Source organism: Streptomyces sp. NPDC111656 (assembly GCF_055656965.1).
Window position 1 is genome coordinate 23895 of sequence record NZ_JBVKCA010000040.1, and the last position, 26594, is coordinate 50488.

Annotated in this window: 28 protein-coding genes and 2 pseudogenes; 7 read left to right on the forward strand and 23 right to left on the reverse strand. The window is 69.2% G+C overall.

The window, feature by feature from the left end; all coding sequences use genetic code 11:
* Nucleotides 1–16: 16 nt before the first annotated feature.
* From ACZ7M3_RS50215 to ACZ7M3_RS50235, 5 genes are all read left to right on the forward strand, one after another.
* Nucleotides 17–274 carry a phosphopantetheine-binding protein gene (locus tag ACZ7M3_RS50215; protein WP_351297640.1) on the forward strand — a complete coding sequence of 86 codons (258 nt, stop codon included), beginning with the start codon at nt 17–19 and terminating at the stop codon, nt 272–274.
* Nucleotides 261–4667, forward strand: a complete 4407-nt coding sequence (locus ACZ7M3_RS50220; RefSeq protein WP_472073180.1) for an amino acid adenylation domain-containing protein — start codon at nt 261–263, stop codon at nt 4665–4667. Before ACZ7M3_RS50215 ends, ACZ7M3_RS50220 begins: the two co-directional genes overlap by 14 nt.
* Before the next feature lie 90 nt (nt 4668–4757).
* Nucleotides 4758–5801 carry an ABC transporter substrate-binding protein gene (locus ACZ7M3_RS50225; protein ID WP_472073182.1) on the forward strand — a complete coding sequence of 348 codons (1044 nt, stop codon included), beginning with the start codon at nt 4758–4760 and terminating at the stop codon, nt 5799–5801.
* 80 nt (nt 5802–5881) lie between these two features.
* A complete protein-coding gene (locus ACZ7M3_RS50230) occupies nt 5882–6856 on the forward strand; it encodes a FecCD family ABC transporter permease (RefSeq protein ID WP_351297649.1) in 975 nt (324 codons plus the stop codon).
* A 55-nt stretch (nt 6857–6911) separates the two neighbouring features.
* The gene (locus ACZ7M3_RS50235) at nt 6912–7724 is read left to right on the forward strand and encodes an ABC transporter ATP-binding protein (protein WP_472073184.1); all 813 of its coding nucleotides are present in this window, start codon (nt 6912–6914) and stop codon (nt 7722–7724) included.
* A 7-nt stretch (nt 7725–7731) separates the two neighbouring features.
* Here ACZ7M3_RS50235 and ACZ7M3_RS50240 read toward each other — a convergent pair whose 3' ends face one another.
* From ACZ7M3_RS50240 to ACZ7M3_RS50275, 8 genes and pseudogenes are all read right to left on the reverse strand, one after another.
* Nucleotides 7732–8328: a DJ-1/PfpI family protein gene (locus tag ACZ7M3_RS50240; protein ID WP_472073186.1), complete on the reverse strand. Its 597-nt coding sequence runs from the start codon at nt 8326–8328 to the stop codon at nt 7732–7734.
* 15 nt (nt 8329–8343) lie between these two features.
* Nucleotides 8344–8562, reverse strand: a complete 219-nt coding sequence (locus ACZ7M3_RS50245) for a hypothetical protein (RefSeq protein WP_351297659.1) — start codon at nt 8560–8562, stop codon at nt 8344–8346.
* Between the two features lie 403 nt (nt 8563–8965).
* Complete coding sequence (locus ACZ7M3_RS50250) at nt 8966–9433, reverse strand: hypothetical protein (RefSeq protein WP_472073188.1); 468 nt, start codon at nt 9431–9433, stop codon at nt 8966–8968.
* A gap of 114 nt (nt 9434–9547) precedes the next feature.
* Nucleotides 9548–9853, reverse strand: coding sequence for an amidohydrolase family protein (locus ACZ7M3_RS50255; RefSeq protein ID WP_472073257.1), 306 nt, complete (start codon nt 9851–9853; stop codon nt 9548–9550).
* Nucleotides 9854–10016: 163 nt separating this feature from the next.
* Nucleotides 10017–10739 (reverse strand): annotated as a pseudogene (locus ACZ7M3_RS50260) (amidohydrolase family protein); the annotation flags it as partial.
* Between the two features lie 624 nt (nt 10740–11363).
* Nucleotides 11364–12041, reverse strand: coding sequence for an SDR family NAD(P)-dependent oxidoreductase (locus ACZ7M3_RS50265; protein WP_472073190.1), 678 nt, complete (start codon nt 12039–12041; stop codon nt 11364–11366).
* 463 nt (nt 12042–12504) lie between these two features.
* Nucleotides 12505–12684, reverse strand: a pseudogene (locus ACZ7M3_RS50270) (DoxX family protein); the annotation flags it as partial.
* A gap of 27 nt (nt 12685–12711) precedes the next feature.
* Nucleotides 12712–13389 carry an SDR family NAD(P)-dependent oxidoreductase gene (locus ACZ7M3_RS50275; RefSeq protein ID WP_472073192.1) on the reverse strand — a complete coding sequence of 226 codons (678 nt, stop codon included), beginning with the start codon at nt 13387–13389 and terminating at the stop codon, nt 12712–12714.
* Nucleotides 13390–13537: 148 nt separating this feature from the next.
* Between ACZ7M3_RS50275 and ACZ7M3_RS50280 the strand changes: the two genes are divergently transcribed.
* The gene (locus ACZ7M3_RS50280) at nt 13538–14236 is read left to right on the forward strand and encodes a TetR/AcrR family transcriptional regulator (protein WP_472073194.1); all 699 of its coding nucleotides are present in this window, start codon (nt 13538–13540) and stop codon (nt 14234–14236) included.
* A gap of 59 nt (nt 14237–14295) precedes the next feature.
* Here the strand turns inward: ACZ7M3_RS50280 and ACZ7M3_RS50285 are convergent, their stop codons facing one another.
* From ACZ7M3_RS50285 to ACZ7M3_RS50310, 6 genes are all read right to left on the reverse strand, one after another.
* Nucleotides 14296–14661, reverse strand: a complete 366-nt coding sequence (locus tag ACZ7M3_RS50285) for an STAS domain-containing protein (protein WP_472073196.1) — start codon at nt 14659–14661, stop codon at nt 14296–14298.
* Entirely contained in the window at nt 14658–15911 is a 1254-nt protein-coding gene (locus tag ACZ7M3_RS50290) for a PP2C family protein-serine/threonine phosphatase (RefSeq protein WP_472073198.1), read from the reverse strand. The genes ACZ7M3_RS50285 and ACZ7M3_RS50290 overlap by 4 nt, the downstream gene beginning before the upstream one ends.
* The gene (locus ACZ7M3_RS50295) at nt 15908–16717 is read right to left on the reverse strand and encodes an alpha/beta fold hydrolase (RefSeq protein WP_472073200.1); all 810 of its coding nucleotides are present in this window, start codon (nt 16715–16717) and stop codon (nt 15908–15910) included. Before ACZ7M3_RS50295 ends, ACZ7M3_RS50290 begins: the two co-directional genes overlap by 4 nt.
* A gap of 244 nt (nt 16718–16961) precedes the next feature.
* Complete coding sequence (locus ACZ7M3_RS50300; RefSeq protein WP_472073202.1) at nt 16962–18689, reverse strand: thiamine pyrophosphate-dependent enzyme; 1728 nt, start codon at nt 18687–18689, stop codon at nt 16962–16964.
* A gap of 46 nt (nt 18690–18735) precedes the next feature.
* A complete protein-coding gene (locus tag ACZ7M3_RS50305) occupies nt 18736–20319 on the reverse strand; it encodes an FMN-binding glutamate synthase family protein (RefSeq protein WP_472073204.1) in 1584 nt (527 codons plus the stop codon).
* Nucleotides 20320–20537: 218 nt separating this feature from the next.
* A complete protein-coding gene (locus tag ACZ7M3_RS50310; protein ID WP_472073206.1) occupies nt 20538–20849 on the reverse strand; it encodes a hypothetical protein in 312 nt (103 codons plus the stop codon).
* 144 nt (nt 20850–20993) lie between these two features.
* Between ACZ7M3_RS50310 and ACZ7M3_RS50315 the strand changes: the two genes are divergently transcribed.
* On the forward strand, nt 20994–21446 hold the full coding sequence (locus ACZ7M3_RS50315; protein WP_472073208.1) for an SRPBCC family protein: 453 nt from the start codon (nt 20994–20996) through the stop codon (nt 21444–21446).
* A gap of 228 nt (nt 21447–21674) precedes the next feature.
* On the opposite strand, the gene ACZ7M3_RS50320 is transcribed toward ACZ7M3_RS50315, so the two are convergent.
* The 9 genes from ACZ7M3_RS50320 to ACZ7M3_RS50360 form a co-directional block, all read right to left on the reverse strand.
* The gene (locus tag ACZ7M3_RS50320) at nt 21675–21923 is read right to left on the reverse strand and encodes a CDGSH iron-sulfur domain-containing protein (protein WP_472073210.1); all 249 of its coding nucleotides are present in this window, start codon (nt 21921–21923) and stop codon (nt 21675–21677) included.
* Nucleotides 21904–22557, reverse strand: a complete 654-nt coding sequence (locus ACZ7M3_RS50325) for a HemK2/MTQ2 family protein methyltransferase (RefSeq protein ID WP_472073212.1) — start codon at nt 22555–22557, stop codon at nt 21904–21906. Before ACZ7M3_RS50325 ends, ACZ7M3_RS50320 begins: the two co-directional genes overlap by 20 nt.
* A gap of 59 nt (nt 22558–22616) precedes the next feature.
* The gene (locus tag ACZ7M3_RS50330; protein ID WP_472073214.1) at nt 22617–23606 is read right to left on the reverse strand and encodes an iron-containing redox enzyme family protein; all 990 of its coding nucleotides are present in this window, start codon (nt 23604–23606) and stop codon (nt 22617–22619) included.
* Between the two features lie 101 nt (nt 23607–23707).
* Complete coding sequence (locus tag ACZ7M3_RS50335) at nt 23708–24118, reverse strand: gas vesicle protein K (RefSeq protein ID WP_472073216.1); 411 nt, start codon at nt 24116–24118, stop codon at nt 23708–23710.
* Nucleotides 24108–24353 (reverse strand): gas vesicle protein, encoded by a 246-nt coding sequence (locus ACZ7M3_RS50340; protein ID WP_472073218.1) that lies wholly within the window; start codon nt 24351–24353, stop codon nt 24108–24110. The genes ACZ7M3_RS50335 and ACZ7M3_RS50340 overlap by 11 nt, the downstream gene beginning before the upstream one ends.
* Nucleotides 24350–25177 (reverse strand): GvpL/GvpF family gas vesicle protein, encoded by an 828-nt coding sequence (locus ACZ7M3_RS50345; protein ID WP_472073220.1) that lies wholly within the window; start codon nt 25175–25177, stop codon nt 24350–24352. The genes ACZ7M3_RS50340 and ACZ7M3_RS50345 overlap by 4 nt, the downstream gene beginning before the upstream one ends.
* Complete coding sequence (locus ACZ7M3_RS50350) at nt 25170–25577, reverse strand: gas vesicle protein (RefSeq protein ID WP_382260192.1); 408 nt, start codon at nt 25575–25577, stop codon at nt 25170–25172. Before ACZ7M3_RS50350 ends, ACZ7M3_RS50345 begins: the two co-directional genes overlap by 8 nt.
* A gap of 39 nt (nt 25578–25616) precedes the next feature.
* Nucleotides 25617–25859 carry a gas vesicle protein GvpG gene (locus tag ACZ7M3_RS50355; protein ID WP_472073222.1) on the reverse strand — a complete coding sequence of 81 codons (243 nt, stop codon included), beginning with the start codon at nt 25857–25859 and terminating at the stop codon, nt 25617–25619.
* 9 nt (nt 25860–25868) lie between these two features.
* The gene (locus tag ACZ7M3_RS50360; RefSeq protein WP_472073224.1) at nt 25869–26582 is read right to left on the reverse strand and encodes a GvpL/GvpF family gas vesicle protein; all 714 of its coding nucleotides are present in this window, start codon (nt 26580–26582) and stop codon (nt 25869–25871) included.
* Nucleotides 26583–26594 lie beyond the last annotated feature (12 nt).

The following is a 26594-nucleotide window of genomic DNA, read 5'->3' on the forward strand; positions in this document are numbered from 1 at the left end:
ATTGAGAGAGAACGACATGCCTGCTCCCCTCACGCTGGAGGGCTTCCGCGCGGACCTGGCGGAGTTTCTGTACCAGCAGCCCGACGAAGTCGACCTCGAAGAGAACCCCATAGACGCCGGACTTGACTCCCTGCGGATCGTCACCCTTCTCGAACGGTGGCGGGAGACCGGCGCGCAGGTGACCTTCGTCGAACTCGCCGAGTGCACCTCGTTCGCCCAGTGGTGGCAACTGCTCTCCGCACAGCCGAGGGGAGCGGACCATGCCGACGCATGACAGCGACATGGATGACACAGCACGGCGTCATCCGTTGCTGGCCGCCCAGGAAGGGATCTGGACCGGCCAGCAGCTCGACCCGGACAGTCCCGCGTACAACACGGCCGAGTACGTGCTCATCGACGGACCGGTGGACACGGCCGTCTTCGACGAGGCCCTGCACCACGTCGTCGCGGAGACGGAGGCCCTGAACGTCGCCTTCGTCGTCGACGACCAGGGCCGCCCCTGGCAGACCGCCGCGCCGGTCGGCGACTGGCACCTGCACACGGCCGACCTCACCACCGAGCTGGACCCGCACGCGGCGGCCCTGGCCTGGATGGGCGAGGACATGGCCCGCCCCGTCGACCTCGCGCGCGGCCCCGTCTTCGGCCACGCCCTGCTGCGCACCGCACCGGAGCAGTACCTCTGGTACCACCGCGTGCACCACATCGCCCTCGACGGCTTCGGCCTGTCGCTGGTCGCCCGCCGGGTCGCCCAGGTCTACACGGCCCTGACGGCGGGCGAGCCGGTGGAGGACAGCGGTTTCGGCACCCTGGCCGCGGTGCGGGACGAGGAACGGGCCTACCGGGAGTCGCCCCGCTTCACCAAGGCCCGCGCCTACTGGGCGGACCGGTTCGCGGACCGGCCGCCCGTGGCGACCCCCGCCGGCCGTACGGCCCTGCCCGCGCGCACGTTCCACCGGCGGGTGGCGGACCTCGACGCGACGGATACCGAGGCACTGCGTGCCGTCGCCCGCGACCTGAAGCTCACCTGGTCCGAGGTGCTGTTGGCCGTGACCGCGGCCCAGCTGCACCAGGCGACCGGCGCACCGGAGATCGTCCTCAGCCTGCCGACGATGGGACGCCTGGGCTCCGTATCGCTACGCGTTCCCTGCCTGGTGCGCAACATCCTGCCCCTGCGCGTCGCGGTCACCGCATCGGACAGCCTGCGCGACCTCGCGGCCCGGATCTCCCGCGAGCTCCGCGCCGGACTGCCGCACCAGCGCTACCGCTACGAACAACTGCGGCGCGATCTCAAGCTCGTCGGCGGACAGCGCCGGCTGTCCGGTCCCGGCGTCAACATCATGCCCTTCGAGTACGACCTGCGGTTCGCCGGACACCGCAGCACGGTGCACAACGTCTCCGCGGGCCCCGTCGACGACCTGTCGGTCAACGTCTACGACCGTTCCGAGGGCGGGGGACTGCGCATCGCCGTGGACGCCCACCCCGACCTCTACGACGAGGCGGACGTCGCCGCACTCCAGGAGGGACTGCTCTCCCTGCTCAGGGAGGCCGTCGCCGCCCCCGACCGGGCGCTCGGCGACCTGCGTGCGCGCGAACCCGTGCCGGTCCTGGACGGTGGGCCGCTGCCCGGACCCGTCCGCCCGGTCCTCGGCCCGATCGCCGACCACGCCGCCCGGCGAGGCGGCATTGTCGCCGTCGAGCACGACGGCGACAGCATCACGTATGCCCAACTCTTCGGGTCGGCACGTTCGCTCGCCCGCCGACTGGCTGCCCGCCGGGTCGGCCACGGCGACCTGGTGGCCGTCGCCCTGCCGCGCGGCATCGACGCGATCACCGCCGTCCTCGGCGTCCTGCTCTCCGGTGCCGCCTACTGTCCACTCGACCCGACGGCGCCCCCGGCCCGCAGGGCGGAACTGCTGGACGACGCCCGACCGGTCCTGGTCCTCACCACCAGCGCCTACGCCGACGCCTTCGGGGACCGGGTAGTCCTGCGATACGACCAGCCGGAACCCGAGTCCGGAGCGGCCCGGCCGACGACACCGACGACACCGACGACGACGCCGGAGGACCTCGCCTACGTCCTCCACACCTCGGGCTCCACGGGGCGCCCCAAGGGGGTCGAGATCGGCCACCGCGCCCTCGCGCGCTTCGTCGCGGGCGCCACGCACCGCTACGGCCTTCACCACCGGGACCGCGTCCTGCAGTTCGCCCCTCTGCACTTCGACACCAGCGCCGAGGAAATCTTCCTCACGCTGTGCGCGGGCGCCACGCTCGTCGTCCGCAGCGACGACATGACCGAGTCGGTCCCCGGGTTCCTGGAGGCCTGCGCACGGCTGCGGATCAGCTTCCTCGACCTGCCCACGGCGTACTGGCACGAACTGGCCTACGCCGTCTCGACAGGCGCCGTCACTCTGCCAGCCGAAGTGCGCACCGTCGTCATCGGCGGCGAGGCGGCCCACCCCGAACGGGTCGACCGCTGGCGCAAGGCCGTCGGTACGACGGTCCGGCTGCTGAACACCTACGGCCCGACCGAGGCCACCGTGGTCGCCACCGTCGCCGACCTCCACGACCCCTCGCTCGCCCCGGGCGACGTCCCCATCGGGCTGCCGCTACCCGGCACCCGAGCCGCGGTGGTCGACGGCGAACTCCACCTCCTGGGCGACAACCTGGCCCTCGGCTACCGCGGAGACCGACCACCGGACACCTCCCGTTTCGCCCCTCTCGACCAGCTCCCCGGAGCGCCCCGCGCCTACCGCACGGGCGACCTCGTACGGATCGGCGACGACGGGCAACTGCGCTACCTGGGCCGGTCGGACACCGAGTTCAAGATCAGCGGACATCGTGTGCACCCGGCCGAGGTCGAGGGCGCCCTCCTCGGTCACCCGGGAGTTCGTGGCGCGGCTGTCGTAGGGCAGGTGCTGGGGGACGGGACGCGGCGCCTGGTCGCCTACGTCGTCCCGGACGGGACCGCCCCGGCCGTGGCGGGGATCCGCGACCACCTCCGGGAGACGCTGCCCGCGGCGATGATCCCGTCGGCCGTGGAGTTCCGCGACCACTTGCCCCGGACGAGCTCAGGGAAGATCGACAGGAACGCGCTCGCCACGACGGCACCCGGCCTCGATGTGCGGGCGGCCTCTTCCGACAGCACACTCGAGCGCACCATCGCCGCCGTCTGGCAGCAGGCGCTCGGCGTGGCCGCCGTGTCCGCACGGGACGACGTGTTCGACCTCGGCGCCCACTCGCTCCAGGCCATCCAGGTCGCCAACCGTCTCGGCGTCGAACTGCGCCGTGACGTGAAGGTCGCCTGGCTCTTCCAGCACCCGACCCCCGCCGAATTGGCGAGGTTCCTGGAGCAACGGGAGCGGCCTCGACCGGCCGCTGCCGGCCTTCCGGCGGCCCTGCTCGCCGACACCGTCCTCGATCCGGACATCCACCCCGGCGACGGCCCTCGGGCGAGCGGCACACCGGACAGAATCCTGCTCACCGGCGCCACCGGCTTCGTCGGCGTACATCTGCTGGCCGAACTCCTGACGAGCACCGGCGCGGAGGTCGTCTGCACCGTCCGCGCCACGAGCCCCGCCGAGGCCACCGCCCGTATCCACCAGGCCCTGAAAACCCACCTGATCCCCCTCCCGGACGCGGCGCGCCGACGCATCACGGCGATCCCCGCGGACCTAACTCGTCCCCGCCTCGGCCTGGACGAGGGCCTCTTCGCCGAACTCGCCCGGACCTGCGGCGCGATCCTCCACAACGCGGCGACCGTCAGCATCATGCGCGAGTACGCCACCCTCCGCGCCGCCAACACCGAGTCCACCCGGGACCTGCTGCGCATGGCCGCCGTGCGCTCGACCACCCTGCACTTCGTGTCGACCCTCTCCGTCGCCCCGCCCCTCGCCCTCGCCCCGGAGGTACCGGAGGCGTTCCTCCCGGCCCATCCCGGACTGCGCTACGGCTACCAGCAGTCGAAGTGGGCGGCCGAGCGCCTGCTGGAACAGGCCGCGGAGAGAGGCCTGCCGGTCACCGTGCACCGGCTCGGCCGGATCGTCGGCCCGTACGCCACCGGTTACGTGAACGAGCGGGACTTCCTCTGGAGCGTGCTGCGCGCGGGGGTTCCCGTCGGCATCGTCCCCGACCTGTTCGAGGAGGAGATCTGGACACCGGTCGACCACGCCGCCCAGGCCCTCGTCCACCTCAGCCTCGGACAGCCCGCGCCGGGCGCGACCGTCTTCAACCACGCCGTCGGCGAGCTGGTGAGGCTGGGTGACGTGTACGACTGGCTGGGGGAGTACGGCTACCCGCTGCGGCGTATGCCGCTGGCCCGGTGGCGTGCCGAACTGCCCCGCTCGTCCGGTGACTCCGGTGACTCCGGTGACTCCGGTGGGTCCGGTGGGTCCGGTGGGTCCGGTGGGTCCGGTGGGTCCGACGTGGCGGCGACCACGCTCGCCTTCTTCGACTCCTGGGACGCGGACACCGGCGAGGCGACCGGGCCCGACCTGCGCCTGGGCCGTGTCCACGCCGACAACGTCGTGAACGGTCTGCGCGGCAGCGGCATCACCTGCCCGCCCGTCGACCGCAACCTCGTCTTCCGGTACCTCGACCACTGCGTCACCACCGGAACCCTGCCCGCCCCAGCCGGGAAGCACTGCCATCCCGCCACGCCCGCAAGGTAGTTGGGCATGTCCGGGAACTCGGGGGCTCCACCCCCCGACTACTGCAACAGAACCCGACGCCTCACGAGCACCCCGCAACAAGGAGTCAGCATGACCAAGAAACGGCCGGTCGCCGTCGCCCTGGCCGGCGTCCTCTGCCTGGTCACGACGGCATGCGCCGACTCGTCGACCGACAAGGGCGCCGCCACCGGCGGCAAGGCATCCGCGGCGGCTGCGAAGTCCGGCTACCCGGTGACCCTCGAGAACTGTGGGGTGTCCGAGAAGTTCACCAAGGAGCCCAGCCGGGTGGTCGTGATGAACGGCGCCTCGGTGGCCGAGGTCTCCACGCTGCTCTCCCTCGGCGTCGGCGACCGCATCGTCGCCAACCAGCAGAGCTACGGGATGTCCGAGGTGGCGGGTCGCGCCAAGGCCATCAAGGCCCTGCCGACCGGCGACGTCAAGCTCAACGACGCGTACGACGTCCCGCGCGAGGCGATGATCGGGCTGCGGCCCGACCTGGTGCTGTCCACGACTTCGTACGGCTTCGACGAGAAGAACGGCTTCGCCACCCGGGACCAGCTCAAGCAGGTGGGCGCGGGCACCTACGTCTCCCCACAGGGCTGCGACCAGGACACCTCCAAGATGACCATCGCCGACAGCTACACGCTGCTGCGCGACATGGGCAAGGTCTTCAACGTCGGCGACCGCGCCGAGAAGCTGATCGCCGCGTCGGAGAAGAACATCGCCGACGTCTCGGCGAAGGTGCAGGGCGAGAAGCAGCCCAAGGTCATGATCCTGTTCTCCAACATGGCCATGGGCGGCAACGACTTCAGCTCGGTCGTCGCCAAGGGCATCTACAACGACATCCTCGCCAAGGCCGGCGGCAGCAACGCCTTCGCCTCGGCATCCAAGGCCTCCTTCGCCGACCTGAGCAAGGAGAAGGTGGCCGCCACCGACGTCGACGCGCTCGTCGTCATCGGCTACAACGACCCGAACCCGGCGGCCTACGCCAAGAAACTGCTGAAGGAGTTCCCCCAGTGGCCGGCCGCGAAGAACAACAAGTACGTGGCTCTGTCCGACTCGATGTACCTCGGCCCCAGCAACGACCTGGCCGTCGAGAAGGTCGCCAAGATGCTGCACCCCGACAAGTTCTGAGCCCGAGTTCGATTCCGATTCCGAGCCGTCTGCGGCTGCCGCTCGCGGTCGCCGGCCTGCTGGTCGTCCTCGTGGCCGTGATGGTGGTGGCGGTGAGCATCGGTGCCGTGAACATCCCGGTGGCGGATGTGTGGGGAATCCTCCTGCACCATGTCACCGGCCGGGGAGCCACCGGCGACCCGGCGCTGGACCAGATCGTGTGGACCTTCCGGGCACCCCGCGTCGCCCTGGCCGCTCTGGTCGGCGCGGGCCTCGCCGTCGCCGGGGCGGTGCTCCAGACCCTGGTCTCCAACCCGCTCGCCGACCCGGTCGTCCTGGGCTTCTCCTACGGTGCTTCCCTGGGCGCCGTACTGGTCATCACCCTGGGCGGTGTCGCGCTCGGCGGGCTGGGCGGTCTCGGTGTGTCGGGCGCGGCGTTCGTCGGCGCCCTCGCGGCCGGGGCCCTGGTCTTCGCCCTGGGACAACGTCAGGGCCGACTGGCCCCGACCCGCCTGGTGCTGGCGGGGGTCGCGGTCGGCTATGTCCTGCTGTCGATCACGAGCTTCGTCCAGCTGCTGGCGACGCCCACCGAACTGCGGACCGTGATGTTCTGGATGCTCGGCAGCGTCGCCGGCGCCCAGTGGAGCCAACTGCCCACGGTCTCGGTGGTGGTCCTGACGAGCACCGTCGTGCTGACCCTGTTCGGCCGTCGCCTCAACGCCCTGCTGGCCGGCGACGAGTCCGCGACCGCGCTCGGCGTGGACGTCAACCGGCTGCGCGCCGTCCTGCTGGTGATCAGCGCGCTGCTCACCGGCACCGTCATCGCCGTCGCCGGCGGCGTCGGCTTCGTCGGTCTGATGATCCCCCACCTGGTCCGCCTCACCACCGGCGCGGACCACCGCAGACTGCTGCCCCTGACCGCACTCCTGGGCGCCATCTACCTCGTCCTCGTCGACCTGCTCTCCCGCACCGTCAACCGCCCCAACGAACTGCCGCTGGGCATCCTCACCGCGCTGCTCGGCGCCCCCTTCTTCCTGTGGCTGCTGCGCCGCAACAAGGGCCTGGACACCGTATGACGGGCTGGACACCGCATGGAGGGCCTGGACACCGCATGAAGAGCCTGGACGGCGTATGAAACTGACCGTGGACCAGCTCCACATCACCCTGGACCGCAAGCAGATCCTCCGCGATGTGCGCCTGGAGGCCGCCAAGGGCGACATCGTCGGGCTCGTGGGCCCCAACGGCAGCGGCAAGTCCACCCTGCTCCGCACGGTCTACCGCTCGCTGCGGCCGGCCGACGGCGTGGTCAGGGTGGGCGGCGACGACGTATGGGAACTGTCCGCGCGCACCGCCGCCCGCCGCACGGCGGCCGTCCTCCAGGATGCCGGTACCACGACCGGCCTGACCGTGACCGAGATCGTCGCCCTGGGGCGCACGCCTCACCACGGCCTGATGGGCCGGGACGGCGCCGAGGACCGCGAGGCCGTGACCGAGGCGGTCGAGCGCTGCGGTGTCGGCCCCTTCGCGGGCCGCGACTACGCCACCCTCTCCGGCGGCGAACGCCAGCGCGTCCTGCTGGCTCGCGCCCTCGCCCAACGACCCCGGCTCCTGGTCCTGGACGAACTCACCAACCACCTCGACATCCGCGCCCGGTTCGAGCTCCTGGACCTGATCCGCAGCACCGGGATCACCACCCTGGCGGTCCTGCACGACCTCGACCTGGCCGCCCGGCTCTGCGACCACCTCGTCGTGCTCCACGAAGGCGCGGTGGTGGCGGCGGGACCCGTGCTGGAGGTCCTGACACCGGACCTCCTGTGTGACGTCTTCGGCGTACGGGGCGCTACGGAACGACACCCCGACGGCGTCGTCCGTATCACGTATGCCGCCCAGCCACTCGCCTTCGCCCAGGAGCCCGAGCCCGAGCCCGAGCCTGCGGAGCGGTGACGCCCCGTCACGCGCGGGGCGGCTCGTACTGGATTCCGTTCCGGGTCAGCTCACTCTCCTCGGCCCCGCCGAGACGGCCGACGAGATGCAGCGCCATGTCGATCCCGGCCGACACGCCGGCGGAGGTGACGATGTCGCCGTCGTCGACGAACCGCTGCCCGGCGCGTAGGTCGACCGAACTGTCGATCTTCGCGAGCTTGTCGAGGTAGTCCCGGTGGGTGGTGGCCGGCCGGTCCGCCAGCAGACCGGCGGCCGCGAGGACGAGCGAGCCGGTGCACACGCTCGCCAGGACCGTTCGCTGCCGGTGCAGTTCGTTCAGCCAGGCCAGGTGCGGCTCGTCCTTCACCAGGGAGCGGGTGCCGTCACCTCCGGGATGGACCAGCAGATCGAGCGGCGGTGCCGTGGTGAGGTCGTGATCCGCGACGAGGCCGAGCCCCTTGGCACACCGCACCACACCCGCCCGGGGCCCAAGGGGCAGGACCCGCACCGGAGACGACGCGATGTGGGCGGCCCAGAACCCCAGTACCTCCCAAGGACCGGCGACGTCGAGTTCCTCGGCGCCCTCGAAGAGGAGGACGCCGATGGTCAGGGTGTCGTCGTTCACGGAGTCGTGCCGACGTCAGGCCGACGCCACCGTGAGCCGGTCCAGGGCGCCGGCCTTGGCCTGGGCGACGAGGTCGGCGAACTGCTCCTCGCTCATCCGCACCTGCTGTCCGAAGTCGTCGGTGATGCGTACCCGCTTGTCCTCGGGAGCATCCGGGTCCAGGAAGAGTTGGGGACAACCGCAGTTGCAGTCGCCGCAGAAGGTCGCGATCGGTTCCGGGTTCACGTCAGCCATCTGTGCCACCTCGTCGCTTCCGCCGCGCCGGACGGTCCGGCACGTCAACGATGCCCAGCGCGCGGCCGACGACAAACGGGCTCAACACATGAGAAGAACCACGCCAGTTGGCGGGAACTGACCGCGACCGCCGAACGACTCACGCAGTGGGCGGGGTGTGCGACAGGGCACTCGTGCGGGCCGGGAGATCACGACCGTACGGCGGCAACCATCTCCCTGCACGCGTCGGCGGCCCGTCCGGTCGCGTCGACGTTCCTCCCGTGGATCCGATGCTCACCGATGGGTGCCCTCCGCCCGGTTCGACACCTTGAGCAAGCACTCTTGCACGGGCCGCTCCGCGGCCAGGTGTCCTGGCCGTCGACATCGCGGCAGCCGGCCACTGCAGGAATCCGGAAGTCGCCGCCTAAGCAATCCAGTCCTCGCTGTGCCGATGGCGATCCAGCCCCACGGTTGCGAACTCGTCCGTGGCCGCGTCAGCCACCACACCCAGCCTCCGGAGGGCCTGCGAGATCGGGCTGCCGGCGGATCCGAAGGACTGGCCCTCCGCTACCTGGAGTGGTCCCAGTACGACGGCCCCATCAGCCCAGACGGCAGCCTGTTGCTCGCCGACACCGCCGAAGTACTCGGCTTCCAGATAGGCCACCACTCCGGCGGCCGACCAGTCCGCAAGCCGCTTGTCGAACCCTCCCGGAAGCCGCCAGAATCCCAGAGAGCCCTCGGCGCCGTCCGTTGCAGCATCGAAGAGTTGGTCCGTCATCGGCATCAGCGAGAGGCCCTGGCCGAGGGAGACCACCCGAGCGGCAGGCAAGTCCCGTGAGGCGCCACGCAGCACCTCGTCTTTGGCGATGACTGCCTGCAGTTCATAACTCATCCCAATGCCCCCTCCACCGCTCGGAAGCCCCATCTTGTCGCACGCGTCGACGACGCACCCGCTGGTTTCCGGGCATGACCTCAGCCTGGCCATCGAGGCCCCGGCCATCCGGGATCAGTGAGGAGGTCTTGGGGACCTTGCTCGATCGGTGCCGGGTTGGACGAGTTTGAAGACGAGGCAGGCGGCGGCCCGTTGGGCGGCCTGGCGCAGGCGTGTCGGGACCGGACGAACCGGAGTGGGTGCGGGGGTGGCGGCCAGGCGGGGGAACAGGGCCTCGGCGTTGCCGCGGTTGACGGCCTGGAGGAGGTCGGGGTCCACTCCGGTGTCGAGGCCGCCCGCGAAGTACTGGCCGGCAGGGGTGGGGGCGAGGGGCCAGTCGCTGCCGAAGAGGACGTGCCCGGGGCGGGCGAAGGCGAGCAGGGGTGGGCAGGGCGGCGGGGCTGGAGGACAGTGCGGTGTCGAAGTAGAAGGCGCGGAAGTCGTCCAGCACGTCCAGGGGGCTGCGTCCGGTGTCGCCCGCGATGGTGACGGCCATGCGGTGGGAGGCGTAAGGCACGAAGCCGCCGGCGTGGCTGAGGATGAACCGGATGTTCGGGTATGTGCGCGCGATGCGGTTGCGTACGAGGAGGTACGCGGCCCGGGTCGTGTCCAGGAGGAAGTCGGTGGCGAACGGCGGGATGCCCTCGACGGCCGGTGCGGGCAACTCGGCGGGGTGTACGAAGACGACCGTGCCCCGCTCGTCAAGGACCTGCCACAGCGCGTCCTGGCCGCCTGCGCCGAGGTAGGTGCCCTGGTTGTTGGCCAGCAGGGTGACCCCGTCGGCGCCGAGTTCGTCCAGCGCCCGCCGGGCCTCCGTGGCGGAGGCGGTGGCATCGGGCATGGGCAGGGTGGCGAAGTACCCGAAACGCCCCGCGTGCTGGGCGATGCGCTCCGCGGTGGCGACGGCCGCGGAGGTCATGATGTCGAGGTTGCCGGCGTAGGCGGGCAGATGGTCGGCGGCGCCGGTGACTTCGCGCATCACGGTCACCTTGGTGCCGGTGAACTTCCCCGTCTGCGGGATGTGCAGGGGGTCGTCCGGGCCGTACGTGTCGAACTGGACCCGCTGCTTGAGCCGGTAGCCGGGTACATGGGCGTGCACCTTCTCGGCCATGGCCAGGATGCTGTTCTCGATGGCGCTGTGGTCGCAGTCGCCCTCGACCAGGCAGTACGCGGTGTTGCGCATCAGCAGCGGTGGTTCGGCCGGGTTGAGGATGATGACGGCTCGACACTCCACTGATCCTTGGCGCCTTGCCTCGACCCATCGCATCCCGACGGGCGGTCGGAGCCGCCGCCGATTACTTCTTCACCTCGACCATGACCGGAATGAGCACGGCTCTGTTGTTCAACGCGTTCCCCGTGCAACGGAGAAGGCTTCCTGTTCGAAGCCGAGCGAGGGTCTGCGTCCGATTCGGGCAGCCGATCGCTGCCGAAGCCGGCGAGACGAGCCACGGGTTGCGTGACCGTATGAGGCGACGCGTCAGCGATTGACGCATCGACCCGCGAAGGGATGGCTGTGCCCTTCTGGTTCGGAACGAGGGCCGGAGTTCGGCCATGGCTTCAAGGGAGACGTCCGGGGGGTGCCCGCGCGAGCCGGTACTCGGCGGAGAACAACGACCGCTCCGACCTCCGCAGCGATGGGGGTGGCCGTGGCATCTAGTGGCTCGATGTTGTCCGTGATGAGCCCGCCGTTGCGGGCGAGCAGAAGTCCGGGCGTACGCAGTGCTCGGACGTCGGAACATGGCCCGCCCGGGAGCATCGAGAGCCGCGGCGTGATCTCGTGGTCGTACGCGCAGGCCATGGCGCCACAACGTGGGGTGTGGTGAGGATCAGGGAGCGGGTTCCCTCAGCAGTGGTGTCGCCGACGGGGGAGTGCTGGTCAGCCGGTGAGGCGTCAGCCTCTGAAGATTCGCTCTGCCTGGTCGCGGTGAGTGGTGTGCAGGTCCCAGTAGATGGGGGAGATCTGGTCAGCCATGGCCCGCGGCTGACCGTAGAAGGTGGGGGTGCCGATCGTCGCGTCGAGGCCGATGTGGGCGACTTGGATGCCGGTGCCGGCCAGTTCCTTGTGCAGGTTGATCGCCCAGTTGCGCAGTGCGGCCATGGCAGCGTCGATGTTGGCGGTCGGCGGCTGGGGATTGATGGAGCGGGCACCGGTGGTGAACAGCAGGGTGCCGGTGCCGGCCTCGCGCATCGCGGGCAACACCGCCTTGGTGGCGGCGATGGCTCCGTACAGGTGGAACTCGAACTCGTGCTGCACGTGCGCGGGTTCGGTCTCGGCAGGGGTGGTCATCGCGGTGGTGCCGAACGTTCCCAGTGGGGAGTACTCCAGTACGTCGATCCCGCCGAACTGTGCGGCGGCGTCCTTGAGCGCCTGGGTGAGGGTGTCGCGGTCGAGTACGTCCGCGGGGAACGCGGCGGCGGTGATGCCTTCGGCGCTGAGTGTGCCGACGAGGTCGTCGAGCTTGTCGCGGTTGCGGGAGATCAGAGCGACGTCGAAGCCCTGGGAGCCGAAGGTGCGGGCGATGGCCAGGCCCAGCTGGGGGCCGGCTCCGACGATGGCGATGCTGGTCACAGCAATCCCTTCCAAAAGGGGCGGGGGTGTGTTGGCTGATGCGTTTTGGATAGGTCTGTTCGGGTGCTGGATCGGTAGTGGTAGAAGGCGGTGCTGAGCTGGGTCGGCGACCAGGCTGTTGTCTCCAGAGGGGATGCCGGCGGTGGAAGTCGATGTGAGTGGGGGAAAGCCGAGGGTGGGTATGGAGGCTTCGTCGGTCTTCACGCAGCGGTCAGTCCAGTCGACCGGCCGAGGCCGAACAGCTCGCGCTTGGTGAGGATCTTGTCGGCGATCTCCTGGAGGCTGTCGGCCACCAGCGCCCCGTACGGGCTGGAGACGGCGTCGAAGCCCGGACGGGAGGCGTGTCGGCCGCGTCCCGTGGGCGGCCCGGCACACGTTGCGGTGCGCAGGGCCGCCGTAGGGGGAGATGGGCCGGTCGGAAGGCGTGGGGCCTGAAGCGGCCCCACGTGACGATGGCCGCGAGGATGAGCAGGACCGCGTTGAACGTGATGGCCGAGGGCTCCTTGCGGCGGGCGTGGAGGCCCATGGCCAGGAGCATGACCACCGCAATATCCGTGGCGGCCACCGGAGTGAGCACGGTCGCGATGTCCAGGGCGCCCGGGAGGATCAGGCGCGCCGTGGCGCACGCACGCCGCGGCGCGATCGGGGTTCGACGAAGTAGGCGGTGCGATCAGCCCTTGAAGACGAGCTCGGCCTGGTCGCGCTTGGTGGTGTGCAGCTCCCAGTAGACGGGGGAGATGTCCTCGGGCTGGATCACCGGCTGGCCGGGGATGAGGGCGACGGCGATCGACACGTCGATGCCGACGTGGGCGGCCTGGATGCCGGTGCCGTCCAGTTCCTTGTGCAGGTTGACCGCCCAGTTGCGCAGCGCCGCGGCGGCGGCGTTGACATTGCCGACCACCGGCACAGGGTCGAGGGAGCCGGCGCCGGTGGTGTAGAGCAGGGTGCCGGTGCCGGCCTCGCGCATCGCGGGCAGCACCGCCTTGGTGGCGGCGATCGCCCCGTACAGCTGGAACTCGATCTCGTGCTGCACATCGGACGGGTCACTCTCGGCCGGAGTGGTCAGAACGACCGAGCCGAACGTTCCCAGCGGGGAGTACTCCAGGATGTCGATCCCGCCGAACTGTGCGGCGGCGTCCTTGAGTGCCTGGGTGAGGGTGTCGCGGTCGAGTACGTCCGCGGGGAAGGCGGCGGCGGTGATGCCTTCGGCACTGAGTGTGTCGACGAGGTCGTCGAGCTTGTCGCGGTTGCGGGAGATCAGGGCGACGTCGAAGTCCTGGGTGCCGAAGGTGCGGGCGATGGCCAGGCCCAGCTGGGGGCCGGCTCCGACGATGGCGATGCTGGTCACAACAATCCTTTCGCAAAACCTGAGTTGGCGGAAACGATAGATCTGGATAGGTCTATCCAGTTCGAGAACCGGATAGGTCTTTCCGGTTCGCGGTGTCCACGCTACCACTGAAAGTGGATAGGGCAATCCGATTGCTAGACTGGCCGGTATGACTCCTGGCGCCCAGCACCCCGACGACACCGCCGCTCAGCCGCTGCGCAGGGACGCCGAGCGAAACCGGGAGCGCGTCATCGCCACCGCACGCAGGGTGTTCGCGCGTGACGGGCTGAACGCCTCCATGGCTTCCGTGGCCCGCGAGGCAGGCGTGGGCATCGCCACCATCTTCCGCCGCTTCCCCACCAAGGAGGAGCTGGTCGCCGCCGTCTTCGCCGACCGCATGGACGCCTACGCCGACGCGGTCGCCGTCGCCCTGGACGACCCCGACCCCTGGCACGGGTTCATCGGCTACATCGAGACCGCCTGCGCGATGCAGGCCGCGGACCAGGGCTTCGCCGACGTACTGACCACGACCTTCCCCACCGCCAAGGCCATGGAAGAGCGCCGAAACGAGGCGTACGAGGGCATGGCGCGGCTCATCAACCGCGCCAAGGCGACGGGCCGTCTGCGCGAGGACTTCGACCCTTCGGACCTGGTACTGATCCACATGGCCAACGCCGGCGTCGTCAACGCCTGCGGCGACTCCGCCCCCGACGCTTGGCGTCGCGTCGTCGCCCTGTTCATCCAGTCCGTCGAGGCCCCCGCCCGCGGCCTCCTGCCTCCCTCGCCCGACCACGACGACCTCTACCGGGCGATGCTCCGCGCCGGCCCGGCGGGCCTCGACGCACCCACGGCGGACAAGTCCAACTGACCTCAGGACCGGAACCACTGCGCTGACGTGCCCCGTGGTTTCTGCGCCGCGGCATGCGCTCATTCAGGGGTGGGAGTGGGTGGTGTCCAGGCTGCTGCGGCCGCTTGTGCGGTGGCGTGGGTGGGGAAGACCTGGTCCAGCCCGACGATGTGGAGCATTCGGCTGACGCGGTCCGGGACCGCTGCCAGAGCGATGTCTGCCTGGGCGGCGAGGGCGTGATTGCGGGCGGCGATCAGGACGGTCATGCCGCTGGAGTCGCAGAAGGTGATGCCGGTCAGGTCGATGACTAGCTGCTGGCCTGCCTGGAGTGTCAGGCGGGGCAGGAGCGTACGTACGTCGGGGGCGCTGTCGTTGTCGAGTTCTCCGGACAGTTCGATGACGGGCCCGGCGGAGGTGGCGCGGGTGTGGACGGTCAGCTGGGTCACGGCTGCTCTTCACTGGTGGGCCGGGGCACGCTGATGGCGAGCACGGCGGTGTCGTCGTCCACTCCGGTGCCGAGTGTGTCGAGCAGGTCACGGACCGCGGCGACGGCGTCGGAGGCGGTCGTCGGTGCCAGGGTCTGGGCGAAGTCGAGGAGAGCGTCGTCACCGTAGCGGTCGTCGTCAGTGATCTGAGCGGTGTGTGCTTCGGTGAGGCCGTCCGTGTGGAGCGGCGGGGTGTCGCCGAGGTCCAGGCGGACGGTGGTGGTGGCGATGTGGGCGTCCGGCAGGGCGCCGATGAGCTGCCCGCCGGGGGTGGGCAGGTAGTCGGCACTGCCGTCGGCCCGCATGAGCAGGGCAGGGGGGTGGCCGCCGCTGGCCAGGGTGACACGGAAGCCGCCTCGGTCGGTGTCGGGGACGAGCAGTCCGAAGACGACCGTGCAGAACCGCGGGTCCTGGCCGTTGTATTCGTGGTTGAGAACCGTGTTGAGGTTGCTCAGGACGGCGACCGGGTCGGGGTCGTAGACGGCGGCGGCGCGCAGGGTGTAGCGGGCCAGGGAGGTGACGGCCGCCGCGGCCGCGCCCTTGCCGCACACGTCGCCCAGGAACAGTCCCCACGTTCCGGAGGCGAGAGGGAACAGGTCGTAGAAATCGCCGCCGACCTTGTCGGTTGAGGCGATGTGATAATGCGCGGCCACATCCAAGCCGGGCACATTCACCAAGGTCGGAGGGAGGAGGGTCCGTTGCAGGGTGGCGTTGAGGCGTTTGAGTTCCTCGCGTTCGCGTTCTGCTTTCTGACGGGCGCGCAGCAGCTCGGTTTCGTAGGCGCGGCGGTCGCGGGCGTCGAAGACGGTGGTACGGATCAGGAGTGGCTGCCCGTCGCTGCCGGTCTTGACCGTGGAGGTCACCAGTACCGGCAGACGGCTGCCGTCGGCCGTCTTGAGTTCCAGAGCGATTCCGCTGACCTCTCCCTGCATGCGCAGCAGCGGAGCGAAGTGCGTCTCGTGGTAGAGCCGGCCTCCGGCGGTGAGCAGGTCGGAGAACGTCTTGCGGCCCACCAGGTCGCCGCGTTGGTGGCCCAGCCAGTTGAGCAGCGTCGTGTTGATCTTCGCGATCGTGCCGTCCAGCAGGGTGGAGAGGTAGCCGCACGGCGCACGCTCGTACAGGTCTTCCGCGTTGTCTTCCAACAGCGCGGAGAACGCCGCGTGGTCGTCACGGTTCTCGCTGCCCCCGCCGTCACTGGCCTTACGCATCATCGGCCCGCTCCCGCGAAGGCGATGATCGCGGCAGCCGTCTCCTCCGGGGCGGCGAGCTGGGGGCAGTGCCCGGTCGCGTTCAGCGTGACCAGGCGGCTGCCGGGGATCTGTGACTGCACGAAGGTTCCGACCTCCGGGGGCGCGATCGCGTCCCTGGAACACTGCGCGACCAAGGTGGGCACGGTGACCTTGGCGAGGTCGTCGCGGTTGTCGGACAGGAAGGTCACCCGGGCGAAGGCCCGGGCGATGTCCGGATCGGTCCGGCAGAAGCTGTTGGTGAGCTCCTCGCCCAGTTCGGGGCGCTCGGGATTGCCCATGATCACCGGTGCCATGGCGCCTGACCAGCCCAGATAGTTGGCATCCAGCGATTCCAGGAGCTCATCGATGTCCTCGGCACTGAACCCACCCCGATAGCCGGCGGCCGGATCGTCGATGAAACACGGCGACGGGGCGAGCAGGACCAGACCAGCGAAGGCCTCCGGATCCCGCGCCACAGCGAGAACGCCCATCATCGCGCTCACCGAATGCCCCACAAAGGTCACCGGACCGAGCGACAGCTCACGGCAGATCTCCAGCACGTCATCGGCATATCCCTCCAGCGAGGAATAGCGCTCCATGCTCCACGCCGAAAGATCGGAACGTCCCGCTCCCACGTGGTCGAAGAGCACCACGGTGAAGTCGCCCTCCAGGAGCGGTACCACCAGCCGCCACATGTTCTGATCGCACCCGAACCCGTGCGCCAGCATCAGCACGGGGCGACCGGACTGGCCGGTCACCGTCACATGATTCCTGCTCCGCACCGTCATGCGCCCATCCTCGCAGACGGCTCTACGGCCCCCCGGGACCGAGTGGCTTCAGTGGTCACGGGGCGCCGGATCAGGGCGCTGATGGTGCGCACGCCGTCGCGCCGGTTCTCGGTGAAAAGCAACTGGTCGACCACAAAGCGCGTCCTGGTGCGGCGCAGTTACACTCGCCCGTCAACTCACCCGCACAGGCGGTGAGTCACACCGTCACCTTTGACCGGGCGAGTACACGAGACCGTGTTCCCGGTCAGCCTTCGCGGCTCGGGAGAATCTCCTTGACCTTGGCGATCGCGAAGCCCCACCCCTGTGCCACCGTCGGCTTGCCCGGCACGGCCACCTCCTCGGGGTTGGTCAGCACATCCAGCAGGACCGGCCCAGGGGTGTCGAGGGCCCGGCGCACGCTGTCGTGGAGATCGGCCGGGTCGGTGACACGGATGCCGGTGAGGCCGAGCGCGGTGGCGACTGCGGCGAAGTCGGGGTTGTCGAGTTCCGTGCCGAATTCAGGCAGGCCGGCCTGCTCCTGTTCGAGTTTGACCATCCCCAACCGGCGGTTGTCGAAGACCACGAGCTTCACCGGCAGTTGGTACGTCTTGACCGTCATGAGGTCGCCGAGCAGCATGCTCAGCCCGCCGTCGCCGCAGAAGGCGACGGTCTGGCGATCGGGCGCCCAGAGCTGGGCCCCGAGGGCCTGGGGCATGGCATTGGCCATCGAGCCGAGGTTGTACGAGCCGATCAGGCGCCTCCTGCCGCGCATGGTGACGAAGCGCGACAGCCAGACCGTGGCCATTCCGGTGTCAGAGGTGAAGACGGCGTCCTCGGCGGCGTGGGCGTCCACTGCGGCGGCCAGTGCCTCGGGGCGGATCTGGTGGTCACGGTTGTCCAGAGCGGCCCTCAGCTTCCCGGTCCAGCGGCGCTCGTGACGCGGGTCGGACAAGCGTCGCTGTCCTTCCTGCCAGTGGGCGAACCGTTCCCGCGCGGCGTCCAGATGGCCGTGGTCCGGGACCGCCTTCAGCAGCGGGAGCAGGGCTCGCAGTGTCGCGCCGACATCGCCCGTCAGACCCACGTCCACGGGAACCCGGCGGCCCAAGTGCTCCTCGCGGGTGTCTATTTGGACGACCTTGCACCCCTTCGGGTACCAGTCCCGGTACGGGAAGTCGGTACCCAGCATCAGGAGCGCGTCGCCGCTGTCGAGCGCGTGGGATGCGGCGGGGTTGCCTATCAGACCGGTCTGCCCCACCTGGAAGTCGTTGTCCCCCTCAAAACCCTCCTTCGCCTTGAGGGTGAGCACCATCGGCGCGGCGAGCACGTCGGCGGTCCGCAGGACCTCGGCGCGGGCGGCGCGCGCTCCGCCGCCGACGAGCAGGGTGACGCGGTCGGCGGCGTTCAGGAGTTCGGCGGCCTCCGCGAGCGCCGGGTCGTCCGGGCGGGTGACGGGGTGGGTGAGGGCGAAGCGGGCGGGCCGGTCGTCGCTCAGCTCCTGGTCGCCCAGGTCCCCGGGCACGGTGAGCACTGCCACTCCGCCTTGGCTGACGGCCGTACGTACGGCGGACTCCAGCATCCGCGGCATCTGGTCGGGGGAGGAGACGGTGGCACGGTAGACGGCCACGTCACGGAAGAGCAGGTCGTTGTCGACTTCCTGGAAGTAGTCGCTGCCGACTTCGGCGAGGGGCACCTGACCGCAGATCGCGAGGACGGGGGTACGGCTCTTGGCCGCGTCGTAGAGCCCGTTGAGAAGGTGTACGGAGCCGGGTCCCACTGTTCCCATGCACACCCCGAGGGTTCCCGAGAGCTGGGACTGCGCTCCGGCGGCGAAGGCCGCGGCTTCTTCGTGCCGGCAGCCCACCCAGTTCAGGTCGTCAGTGGTGCGGATCGCGTCGGTCAGTGGGTTCAAGGCGTCTCCGACCACTCCGAAGACGTGCTGGACGCGCAGGTCCTTGAGTGCGTCGACGATCACGCGGGCGACGGTTCGTGCCACGGGAGTGCCCTTCGGTCCGGTGCGGCTCTCGGAATGAGTGCTGGGTTCAGTGGGTGAAGCGGTCCGGGTCTGCGGCCTTCCAGTCGGCTGCCCAACTGGAGGGCGGCGATGCGAGCAGTTGTCCGGGGGTGAGCCACTCGTGGAGTTCCGCGTAGGAGCGGACGGTGTGCGGGTTCACCCGCTGGACCAGCATGTGGGGTCGCAGCCCGCGCGGGTCGTCGACGCCCATCGAGGCCATGATCTGGAGAGCGCTCTTGACCGTTGCCTGCTGATAGCGCCGTACGCGCTGGGACTTGTCGGGAACATCAACGGCGCGGGCGCGCCGTTGGTCCTGGGTGGCGACCCCTACGGGGCAGGCGTTAGTGTGGCAGCGCTGGGCCTGGATGCAGCCGATCGCGAACATCATGGCGCGGGCGGAGTTGGTGTAGTCGGCTCCCTGGAGCAGGCGTTTGACGAGGTCGCCGCCGGTGGCGACCTTGCCGCTTGCACCGATCCGGATCCGGTCGCGCAACCCGACGCCCACAAGGGCGTTGTGCACGGCCATCAGTCCCTCACTCAGCGGCAGGCCGACGTTGTCCGCGAACTCGAGCGGGGCCGCGCCCGTTCCGCCCTCCGCGCCGTCGACGATGATGAAGTCCGGTGTGCTGCCCTCCTCCAGCATCGCCTTGCACACGGCGAGGAACTCACGGCGCGAGCCGACGCAGAACTTGAACCCGACTGGCTTGCCGTCGGCCAGTTCGCGCAGCCGGGCCAGGAAAAGCACCAACTCGCGCGGCGTGGAGTAGACGCGGTGGAAGGGCGGCGAGATGGCGGTCTCCCCTTGTGGAACGCCGCGGACCGCGGCGATCTCCGCGTTCACCTTGGCACCCGGCAGGACTCCTCCGATGCCGGGCTTGGCGCCCTGGCTGATCTTCAACGACACGCACTTGACCTGCTCGTGCGCCGCCTTCTCGGCGAACTGCCGCTCGTCGAAGCCCCCGTGGTCGGTCCGGCAACCGAAGTATCCGGTGCCGATCTCCCAGACCAGATCCCCGCCGGGGCGCAGGTGGTACTCCGACAGACCGCCCTCGCCGGTGTCGTGGGCGAAACCGCCCAGCTGCGCGCCGGTGTTGAGGGCCAGTACGGCATTGGCCGACAGCGAGCCGAAGCTCATCGCCGAGACGTTGAGCAGGGCCATGTCGTAAGGCCGGGTGCACTCGGGTCCGCCGATTCGGACACGCGGCGCCTCGGTGCGCACCGATCGGGGGGCCATGGACGGGGTGAGGGATTCGCTGCCCGTCCGGTACAGGTCGAGTTCGGTGCCGAACGGTTCCTCGGCATCGGTGCCCTTGGCGCGCTCGTAGACGATGCTGCGGGTGTCACGGTCGAAGGGGCGGCCGTCGAAGTTGCGCTCGATGAAGTACTGCTGGAGCTCTGGCCGCAGCGCCTCCAGCGCGAATCGGAGATGCCCGAGCAGCGGGTAGTTACGCAGGACGGAATGCCGACGCTGCACTAGATCGTGGACGGCCACGAGCGCGAGCACGAGCAAGGGGCAGGCCGCGACCCACCACCAGGGTGAAACCAGGACGGCGGCGGCCGCGCCGGCCAACGCCAGCGAGCCGAGCAGGGCGACCAGAAATATCTTCAGCACATCGTGCGTGTGTCCCGAAGTCCGGCGGTCAATCCGCTCGCGCGCAACGCTCAGGCACGCCCGGTGTCCCAGCAGGCAAAGGGGGGTGAAGTCTGACGAGTCGCGGAAGGCGGTGGTGCGCCGGCACTCACACGCGTATGCCTCGGCGCGGCTCATCATTCCGGGCCAACCGGGCGCCGTGTGCGACCGGCCCGGGGCCGCAGTGGGTATTACACGGATCACGGGCGGCACAAGCCGTCCGGGGAAACCGATGCGGAGAGACACCTGTGGAAGGGATCGTGCTGCTCAAGGAAGACCACAAGACGGTGGAGAAGCTGTTCAATCAGTTCGAGAATGCCGACGACGACGCCCACGCCGCGCAGCGGAAGATCGCCGACCAGGTGATCGAGGAGCTCACCACCCGAACCTGGATCGACAAAGCCATGGGCCGCAACCGATTCACCGAACTCGGAGAACAGATGGGAGCGGCCAAGAGGAAGGTCCCCGGTGAACCCCTCGCGGTGCTCAGCGCCGACCAGCAGGCCGCCCACAGCGGGTGCGCCTGCCGCGACGGAACCACTCGTCAGCCCTCCGCCCTCCCCGCCGCCGGCCTCCGGCGGGCGATTCCGCCGAGGAAGGTACGCCCGCTCCGATGGGCGCTCCACACGTTCCGATACGACAGGAGGTTTTCCTGTATGGCTGTTCGTCATCAACTGATTCGTCGTTCCCCGCACGCGGTGTGGGCCGTGCTTGCCGATCCGACCCGGTACGGGGAGTGGGTGGTGGGACCCTCCGAGTCCGCGCCCCTCGACCAGGCCTGGCCCGGAGTCGGTTCCCGGATCCACTACACCGTGCGGCTGGGTCCCTGGTCGGTGGACGGGGTCACGACCGTCCGCCACAGCGAAACGGGCAGGGAGCTGGAACTGGAGGCTTCGTTCAAGCCACTGGGAACCGCGAGGATCTTCCTCCAGCTCCGGCCGTGGGGCGAGGAAACCCTCGTCGTCTGCGACGAGCACCCCCTGCGAGGTCCGGGCGGCGCTCTCCACAACCCCGCGACCGAAGCGCTGCTGCAACTGCGGCACCGGGGCATGCTGGCCCGCCTGGCCAGAGTCGTGGAACAGCAGCACGAGGAGACCCGCCATACCTGACGCGTCGTCGGCCTCAAGGTGTTGCCGGCAGCGAAACGGGAGCGCAACGGCTCGGACCAGGCGGCCACGCCCTCGGTGCCCCGCCGCACGGCAAGGCGCCGGTCCTTTCGCCGCGCGGTTCGGCGTGCGTTTCTTGCTGAGCACGGTCGCCGGGCGTTTCCTGCGCGTGCCGGACGCTGCGAGTCGACTCTCAAGCAGGGTTGAGCATCGGGGGAGCGTCGGCCCGGATCAGGGATTCAGTTCGGATGTCGCCTCGGGCCCTGGAGTGTCCGTTTGGCTCGGTCTGGCGGGCTTTCGATGGCTGGTGTCGCACCACGGGTAGGTGCGGCTGCGGCGACAGGTGCACAAGGCTACGCAGAATCGGTCGGACGACACGATGGTGCCGTCGTCCAGGGTGACTTCGACCGGGCCTTCAACGAGCAGAGGTCCTGTCCGCTGAGCGGTGATGCGGCGTCGTTCAGGGATGTCGTTCGGCACGGATGATCACCAGCTCTTCCTTGCCATCATTGCCTTCTAGTAGGCCGCGGCTTTGCAGCCAACTGCTTCGGGAGCGAAGTACGGGTCCGACGGCGATGTAGCGGTGTTCCACGACGTCCGCGCTCAGGCCGGCCGCCCGCAACAGCCTCAGAGTCTCTTCCGCGCCGCTCAGGGCGGACTGGACGAGGAGCAGAACTCCGCCGGGCCGGAGGAACGCGGGTGCGTCCCGGCATATGCGGTCCAGCAGAAGACGGCCGTCATAGCCCGCGTCCCAGGACCGGGCCGCGCCGCGCCGTGGGCAGTCGGCGTCGGGTGAGGGTACGTACGGCGGGTTGGACAGGACGAGATCGAAATATCGGCCTGACACCGGAGCCAGCAGGTTGCCGCGCATGACGCGCAGCGGAAGCCGCGCCAATGCCGCGTTGACCTTGGCATTGAGAACCGCCCGCCAGGAGATGTCGACGGCTGTGACCTTCGCGCCCAGCCGTGCGGCGGCCAAAGCAACAGCTCCTGTACCTGTGCCGATGTCGAGGACATGAGCATGCGGGGGGAGGGGTTCCTGACGCAGGGATTGCACGAGCAGATCGGTGTCGTGTTGTGGGGCGTAGACACCGGGAAGAGCAAGGGGAGTCATGGGGGTTTCATCTCCGGTTCTCGGGGTGCAGGAGAACCTGTTCGGGCCGGGCTCGCTGGTCAGACGGGCGTACGCAGCGATGACTCGCCTGCCCGCCACGCGCCGAGGAGTCGCTCGGCAAGGCGGTCTTCGACGTAGTTGGTGGCGTCCACCCCGAACGCGACGTCGCTGTCCAGGTGGGGCTCCTCCTCGAGGAGGCCCGCGACGACTTCTCGGCGTACGACCTGCTCATGTACGGCGTCGGCCTCGACGTGCTCGTCGTAGAAGTGCTCGGCGGCCGGTCCCGCGCCGGTGCGCCGCATGGCCTGGGCGAGCCGCCGTGAACCGGGCGACGAGGTGATCTCGACGGCGGCGAAGTGACCTACCAGTGCACCTCTCAGGGCGCGGTGCAGTCCGAAGAAGGACATCAGGTTCACGACGGCGAGTGCCTCGGCGCCGGCAGTGTCGAGATACCGCCCGTAGGTGGTGTCCAGGCCGAGGTCGGCCATGAGGTCGGCGAACAGCCGCGCGTGCACCCGATCCGCCCGGCCGCCGCCGAACTCGTCGAACTCCACGGCTGCCATTCCGGCCTTCGCCCGGCCCCACAGGCGGGGCAGCACCCAGGCGTGCGGGTCGGCCTCCTTGAGGTGGTACAGCGACCGCTGTGCGGCGTATTCGCGCAGCTGCCACAGTTCGCCGTCGTCTTGGAGGTAGTGGGTGACTCCGATGCCGTCCACGGGCTCGACGAGTAGGTCGTCCAGCGCCTCGGCGGCGCGTTCATGCCGTGTCGCCTGGCGGCGCAGGGCCTTGAGGAAGGGGCGCTCCAGGGCTGCCCGGGCCTTGAGCAGGTCGGGGTCCCATTCACGGGCGGCGTCCACGTCGGCGAAACCCCGGTAGTGCAGCTCGTAACAGAGATACAGGCCGAGCTGCCAATCGTCACCGAAAGGGGATGCGTCTGCGATCGTCCCATCGTCGGGAGGTGGCCCTGTACTTCTCAAGTACTCAGCGATCGCCTTCGAAATTCTGCCCCGGCTCGGCGGCAGTGGCGGTTCCTTCGACCAGAAATTCATGTGTACGGAGTACCCGTGATTCAGAACGTCTCACATGGTGTTCCTGGGGCAAGGAGCTGTCTGCGCGGACAGCGATATTGCCGTTTGCCGCGTTGCGAGGGTCAGTCTGAGGGCGGCAGCAGTGTGCCCAGCGGCCCGAGGTCGAGGTTGAGGTCCTCCATGGTCAGTCCGTACTGGGCGCACAGGTCGCTCATGCGGTCGTGGAGGAGCATGAGGGTCGCTCCCAGGCGTTCTTCCTGTTCGTCGGTGAGGTCTCCTTGGTCGACGCGGTGCAGGGCCTGTCGTTCCATGAGCTGGCGCAGCAGTTCCACGAGAGTGAGGACGAGCTTCATGAGGTCCCGTTCGACGGTGTCGCGGTCGGAGCTGATCCGCCGGGCCGGGGAACGCGAGCCCTTGCCGGCCGGCAGGTCCAGGTCGTGTGGGGCGGCGGGCAGCAGCCGGAAGGCGCGTGCGGCGGCCTCCGCGACCTCGTCGGCGCGGTTCGGCGGCCGGCTCTCTCCCTCAGTCGTCATGGTCGCCGCCGCCCAGCATCGGGTGCGTCCCCGCCCATGGCGAGGGATTCTGCTCGCTGATGGAAACGATCAGGGCACGCAGTGAGACGCGTACCAGATCGATGTCCGCGATGGACAGGACAACGTCACCGGTGAGGACGACCCCACCGCTCAGAAGTCGGTCCAACAGATCGATGAGAGCGACCTGCCGCTGAGGCAGGCGCTCCGCCTCTGGCGGAGGGCCAGGCGTGATCACGGAGGTGCTCCCTCTGCAGCTGCAGCACCGCCGGATTCACCGATTGGCATGGCGAAGGAGTATGGAGCCCAGGGGCCGGTGGGTTCGACTCGCACCCCGTCCAGCCCGTCAGCGGCATGCGTCACGTCGGCCAGGAAGTCGTCGCAATGCTTCAGGGGCACCAGGTACGCGTCATTGACGACGTTCTCACCGACGGCGCCGGCCGCGTCGGCGAGAAGACCCTGCTGTACGCGATGCCGGACGCGGTCGGAGGCGTGCTTGCGGCCCGCGGTCTCCACCCGCGCGGCGACCTTCTGTGCCGCCTCGTACACAGTGTCGCGAACACTCTGCTGTTGCCGACGGTTACGCAGATAGGCGCGCCCGGGGCTCAGGTCTGCCGCGGGAACCGTCGGCGCCGCGGGGACCGCAGACGATTCGACATAGATCTTGACCCCCCATTCGACATGTTCGGCGAGCTGGGCCAGGCGCTCCGCGAACATGGTCCGCCCGGCTTCCAGTACCTCCCGCGCCCGGTTGTCGTCGAGATAGACGGTTGCCAGGCGCAGCGGAAGGACGGTGGTGCGCTCGCCCAAAACTTCGATGACGCCGTGGTGAGCGCGGGCCACCTCCTCCAGCCACTCCAGGTCCTCGAGATGCTGTTTGAGAGCGTCCTCCTGGAAGTCCTGTCCGGGCACATGGCTCACCACGAGCCCCAGCTCATCGTCACCGGAGTCGGTGACGAGGCTGACGGGAGAGTCGGCGACGCCTCGGAGCGGCGCGGTTGCCTCCCGCAGTCCCTCGGCGTTGCGTACCACCGCATACGCGTATGTCAGCAGGTCACTCATCGCGAGCACTTCCCCGGCGACGGCTGCCCGTGTCCCGGGGCGCTTCCTCCTTTGCGGGGAGGGCGTTGGCCTGGCGGATGGCATCGATCTCGGCCCGCAACCGGCGGTTCTCCTCGGCCAGTGACTGTTCGCCCCTGCTCCGAGAGGACAGCGAGGGGTCGTGCTCCCACCAGTCGATGCCCATTTCCTTCGCTTTGTCGACGGAGGCGACCAGGAGGCGCAGCTTTATGGTCAACAGCTCGATGTCGAGAAGGTTGATCTGTATGTCGCCTGCGATGACGATGCCCTTGTCGAGTACCCGTTCAAGGATGTCGGCGAGATTCGCGGAGGAGCCCTGCCCGTAGGGGGGCGCTGCTCGGGACGGATAGGAACCGAGCCTGTTGGCCAGGGGTTCAGTCACGGTGGCGGCCTCGTATTCCCTCGTGCCGGATCAGGAGTGTCAGCCCTGCCGATAGGCACGGATCTCCTCCAGCCGGTCGAGCAGTTCGTCCTCGCGCTGGTCGAACGTCTCCTCGTCGATGTCGCCTGTGACGAGGAGACGTTCGAGCTCGGCGAGTTCGCGGTGCACCGGCGCGGGGTCGTAGTACTGGTTCTCGGCTTCCTCCCGGACGCGCTCCACTACCCATACGACGCCGCGTACGGGCGCCAGGGGAAGGGTGACGAGCTGTGTGAGCAGGCCCATGAGAACTCCTCAGACGAAGCTGTAGGGGGGCAGTGGGCCGTTGAGCCGGAAGTCGAAGTCGTCGCCCATCTGGTGGGCGACGCTCAACTCCGAGGTGACGAATGCCTCATCCTGGGCCTCGGTCACCAGGAATGACACGTTGAGAAAGTCCGAACCCGTCGGCTGGGATGTTTCGAGCGTCCGGGCGAAGGGGCGCAGTGCTTCGACCACACCCGCCGCCAGCGCCTCTTGCCGTGCCTGTACCTCTTGGGCTACCAGCTCACCGAGTTGCAGCGATGCGTCGGGGTCGGCGGTGCCGCTGCGGATTTCTTCATTGAGTTCTCGCGCCACGTCCGACTCCCGCAGAATCTGCCGCAGCAGCGCGTCTTCGTCCTGCGATGCTTTGAGGTGGTACTCGGTGCACCCCTCCAGTACTTGAAGCCTGTCCGTATAGTCCGCGGCATTCTGCTCCAGAGCCAGCAGGATGGCCTCGTCGTTCTCGGCGATGAGGCCGAACCGCATGGGGAGCACCGTGCCGTCAGCCATGAGGCGCTTCTGCACTTCCTGGTGGGCGATGATGTCGCGGCGCTTGGGGCGTAGGTCCTCTGGCGCGTCGCTGACCACAGCGCACAGCGGTCCCGCCGTCACTGTCCGCAAGGCCGCCGGTGACTCACCAACTCCGCCGAGACCGTCGAGGCGGAGCGGGTGCTGCTTGCCGGTGATGGAGTAGATGTATACGGCCATGGCTCATTCCTT

What these genes read in the sequence shown, in the direction of transcription:
- ACZ7M3_RS50215 (WP_351297640.1), top strand. Translation starts at nt 17, where the DNA reads ATGCCTGCTCCCCTCACGCTGGAGGGCTTCCGCGCGGACCTGGCGGAG.
- ACZ7M3_RS50220 (WP_472073180.1), top strand. Translation starts at nt 261, where the DNA reads ATGCCGACGCATGACAGCGACATGGATGACACAGCACGGCGTCATCCG.
- ACZ7M3_RS50225 (WP_472073182.1), top strand. Translation starts at nt 4,758, where the DNA reads ATGACCAAGAAACGGCCGGTCGCCGTCGCCCTGGCCGGCGTCCTCTGC.
- ACZ7M3_RS50230 (WP_351297649.1), top strand. Translation starts at nt 5,882, where the DNA reads ATGGTGGTGGCGGTGAGCATCGGTGCCGTGAACATCCCGGTGGCGGAT.
- ACZ7M3_RS50235 (WP_472073184.1), top strand. Translation starts at nt 6,912, where the DNA reads ATGAAACTGACCGTGGACCAGCTCCACATCACCCTGGACCGCAAGCAG.
- ACZ7M3_RS50245 (WP_351297659.1), bottom strand. Translation starts at nt 8,562, where the DNA reads ATGGCTGACGTGAACCCGGAACCGATCGCGACCTTCTGCGGCGACTGC.
- ACZ7M3_RS50250 (WP_472073188.1), bottom strand. Translation starts at nt 9,433, where the DNA reads ATGAGTTATGAACTGCAGGCAGTCATCGCCAAAGACGAGGTGCTGCGT.
- ACZ7M3_RS50280 (WP_472073194.1), top strand. Translation starts at nt 13,538, where the DNA reads ATGACTCCTGGCGCCCAGCACCCCGACGACACCGCCGCTCAGCCGCTG.
- ACZ7M3_RS50290 (WP_472073198.1), bottom strand. Translation starts at nt 15,911, where the DNA reads ATGATGCGTAAGGCCAGTGACGGCGGGGGCAGCGAGAACCGTGACGAC.
- ACZ7M3_RS50295 (WP_472073200.1), bottom strand. Translation starts at nt 16,717, where the DNA reads ATGACGGTGCGGAGCAGGAATCATGTGACGGTGACCGGCCAGTCCGGT.
- ACZ7M3_RS50315 (WP_472073208.1), top strand. Translation starts at nt 20,994, where the DNA reads ATGGCTGTTCGTCATCAACTGATTCGTCGTTCCCCGCACGCGGTGTGG.
- ACZ7M3_RS50325 (WP_472073212.1), bottom strand. Translation starts at nt 22,557, where the DNA reads ATGACTCCCCTTGCTCTTCCCGGTGTCTACGCCCCACAACACGACACC.
- ACZ7M3_RS50330 (WP_472073214.1), bottom strand. Translation starts at nt 23,606, where the DNA reads ATGAATTTCTGGTCGAAGGAACCGCCACTGCCGCCGAGCCGGGGCAGA.
- ACZ7M3_RS50335 (WP_472073216.1), bottom strand. Translation starts at nt 24,118, where the DNA reads ATGACGACTGAGGGAGAGAGCCGGCCGCCGAACCGCGCCGACGAGGTC.
- ACZ7M3_RS50345 (WP_472073220.1), bottom strand. Translation starts at nt 25,177, where the DNA reads ATGAGTGACCTGCTGACATACGCGTATGCGGTGGTACGCAACGCCGAG.
- ACZ7M3_RS50355 (WP_472073222.1), bottom strand. Translation starts at nt 25,859, where the DNA reads ATGGGCCTGCTCACACAGCTCGTCACCCTTCCCCTGGCGCCCGTACGC.
- ACZ7M3_RS50360 (WP_472073224.1), bottom strand. Translation starts at nt 26,582, where the DNA reads ATGGCCGTATACATCTACTCCATCACCGGCAAGCAGCACCCGCTCCGC.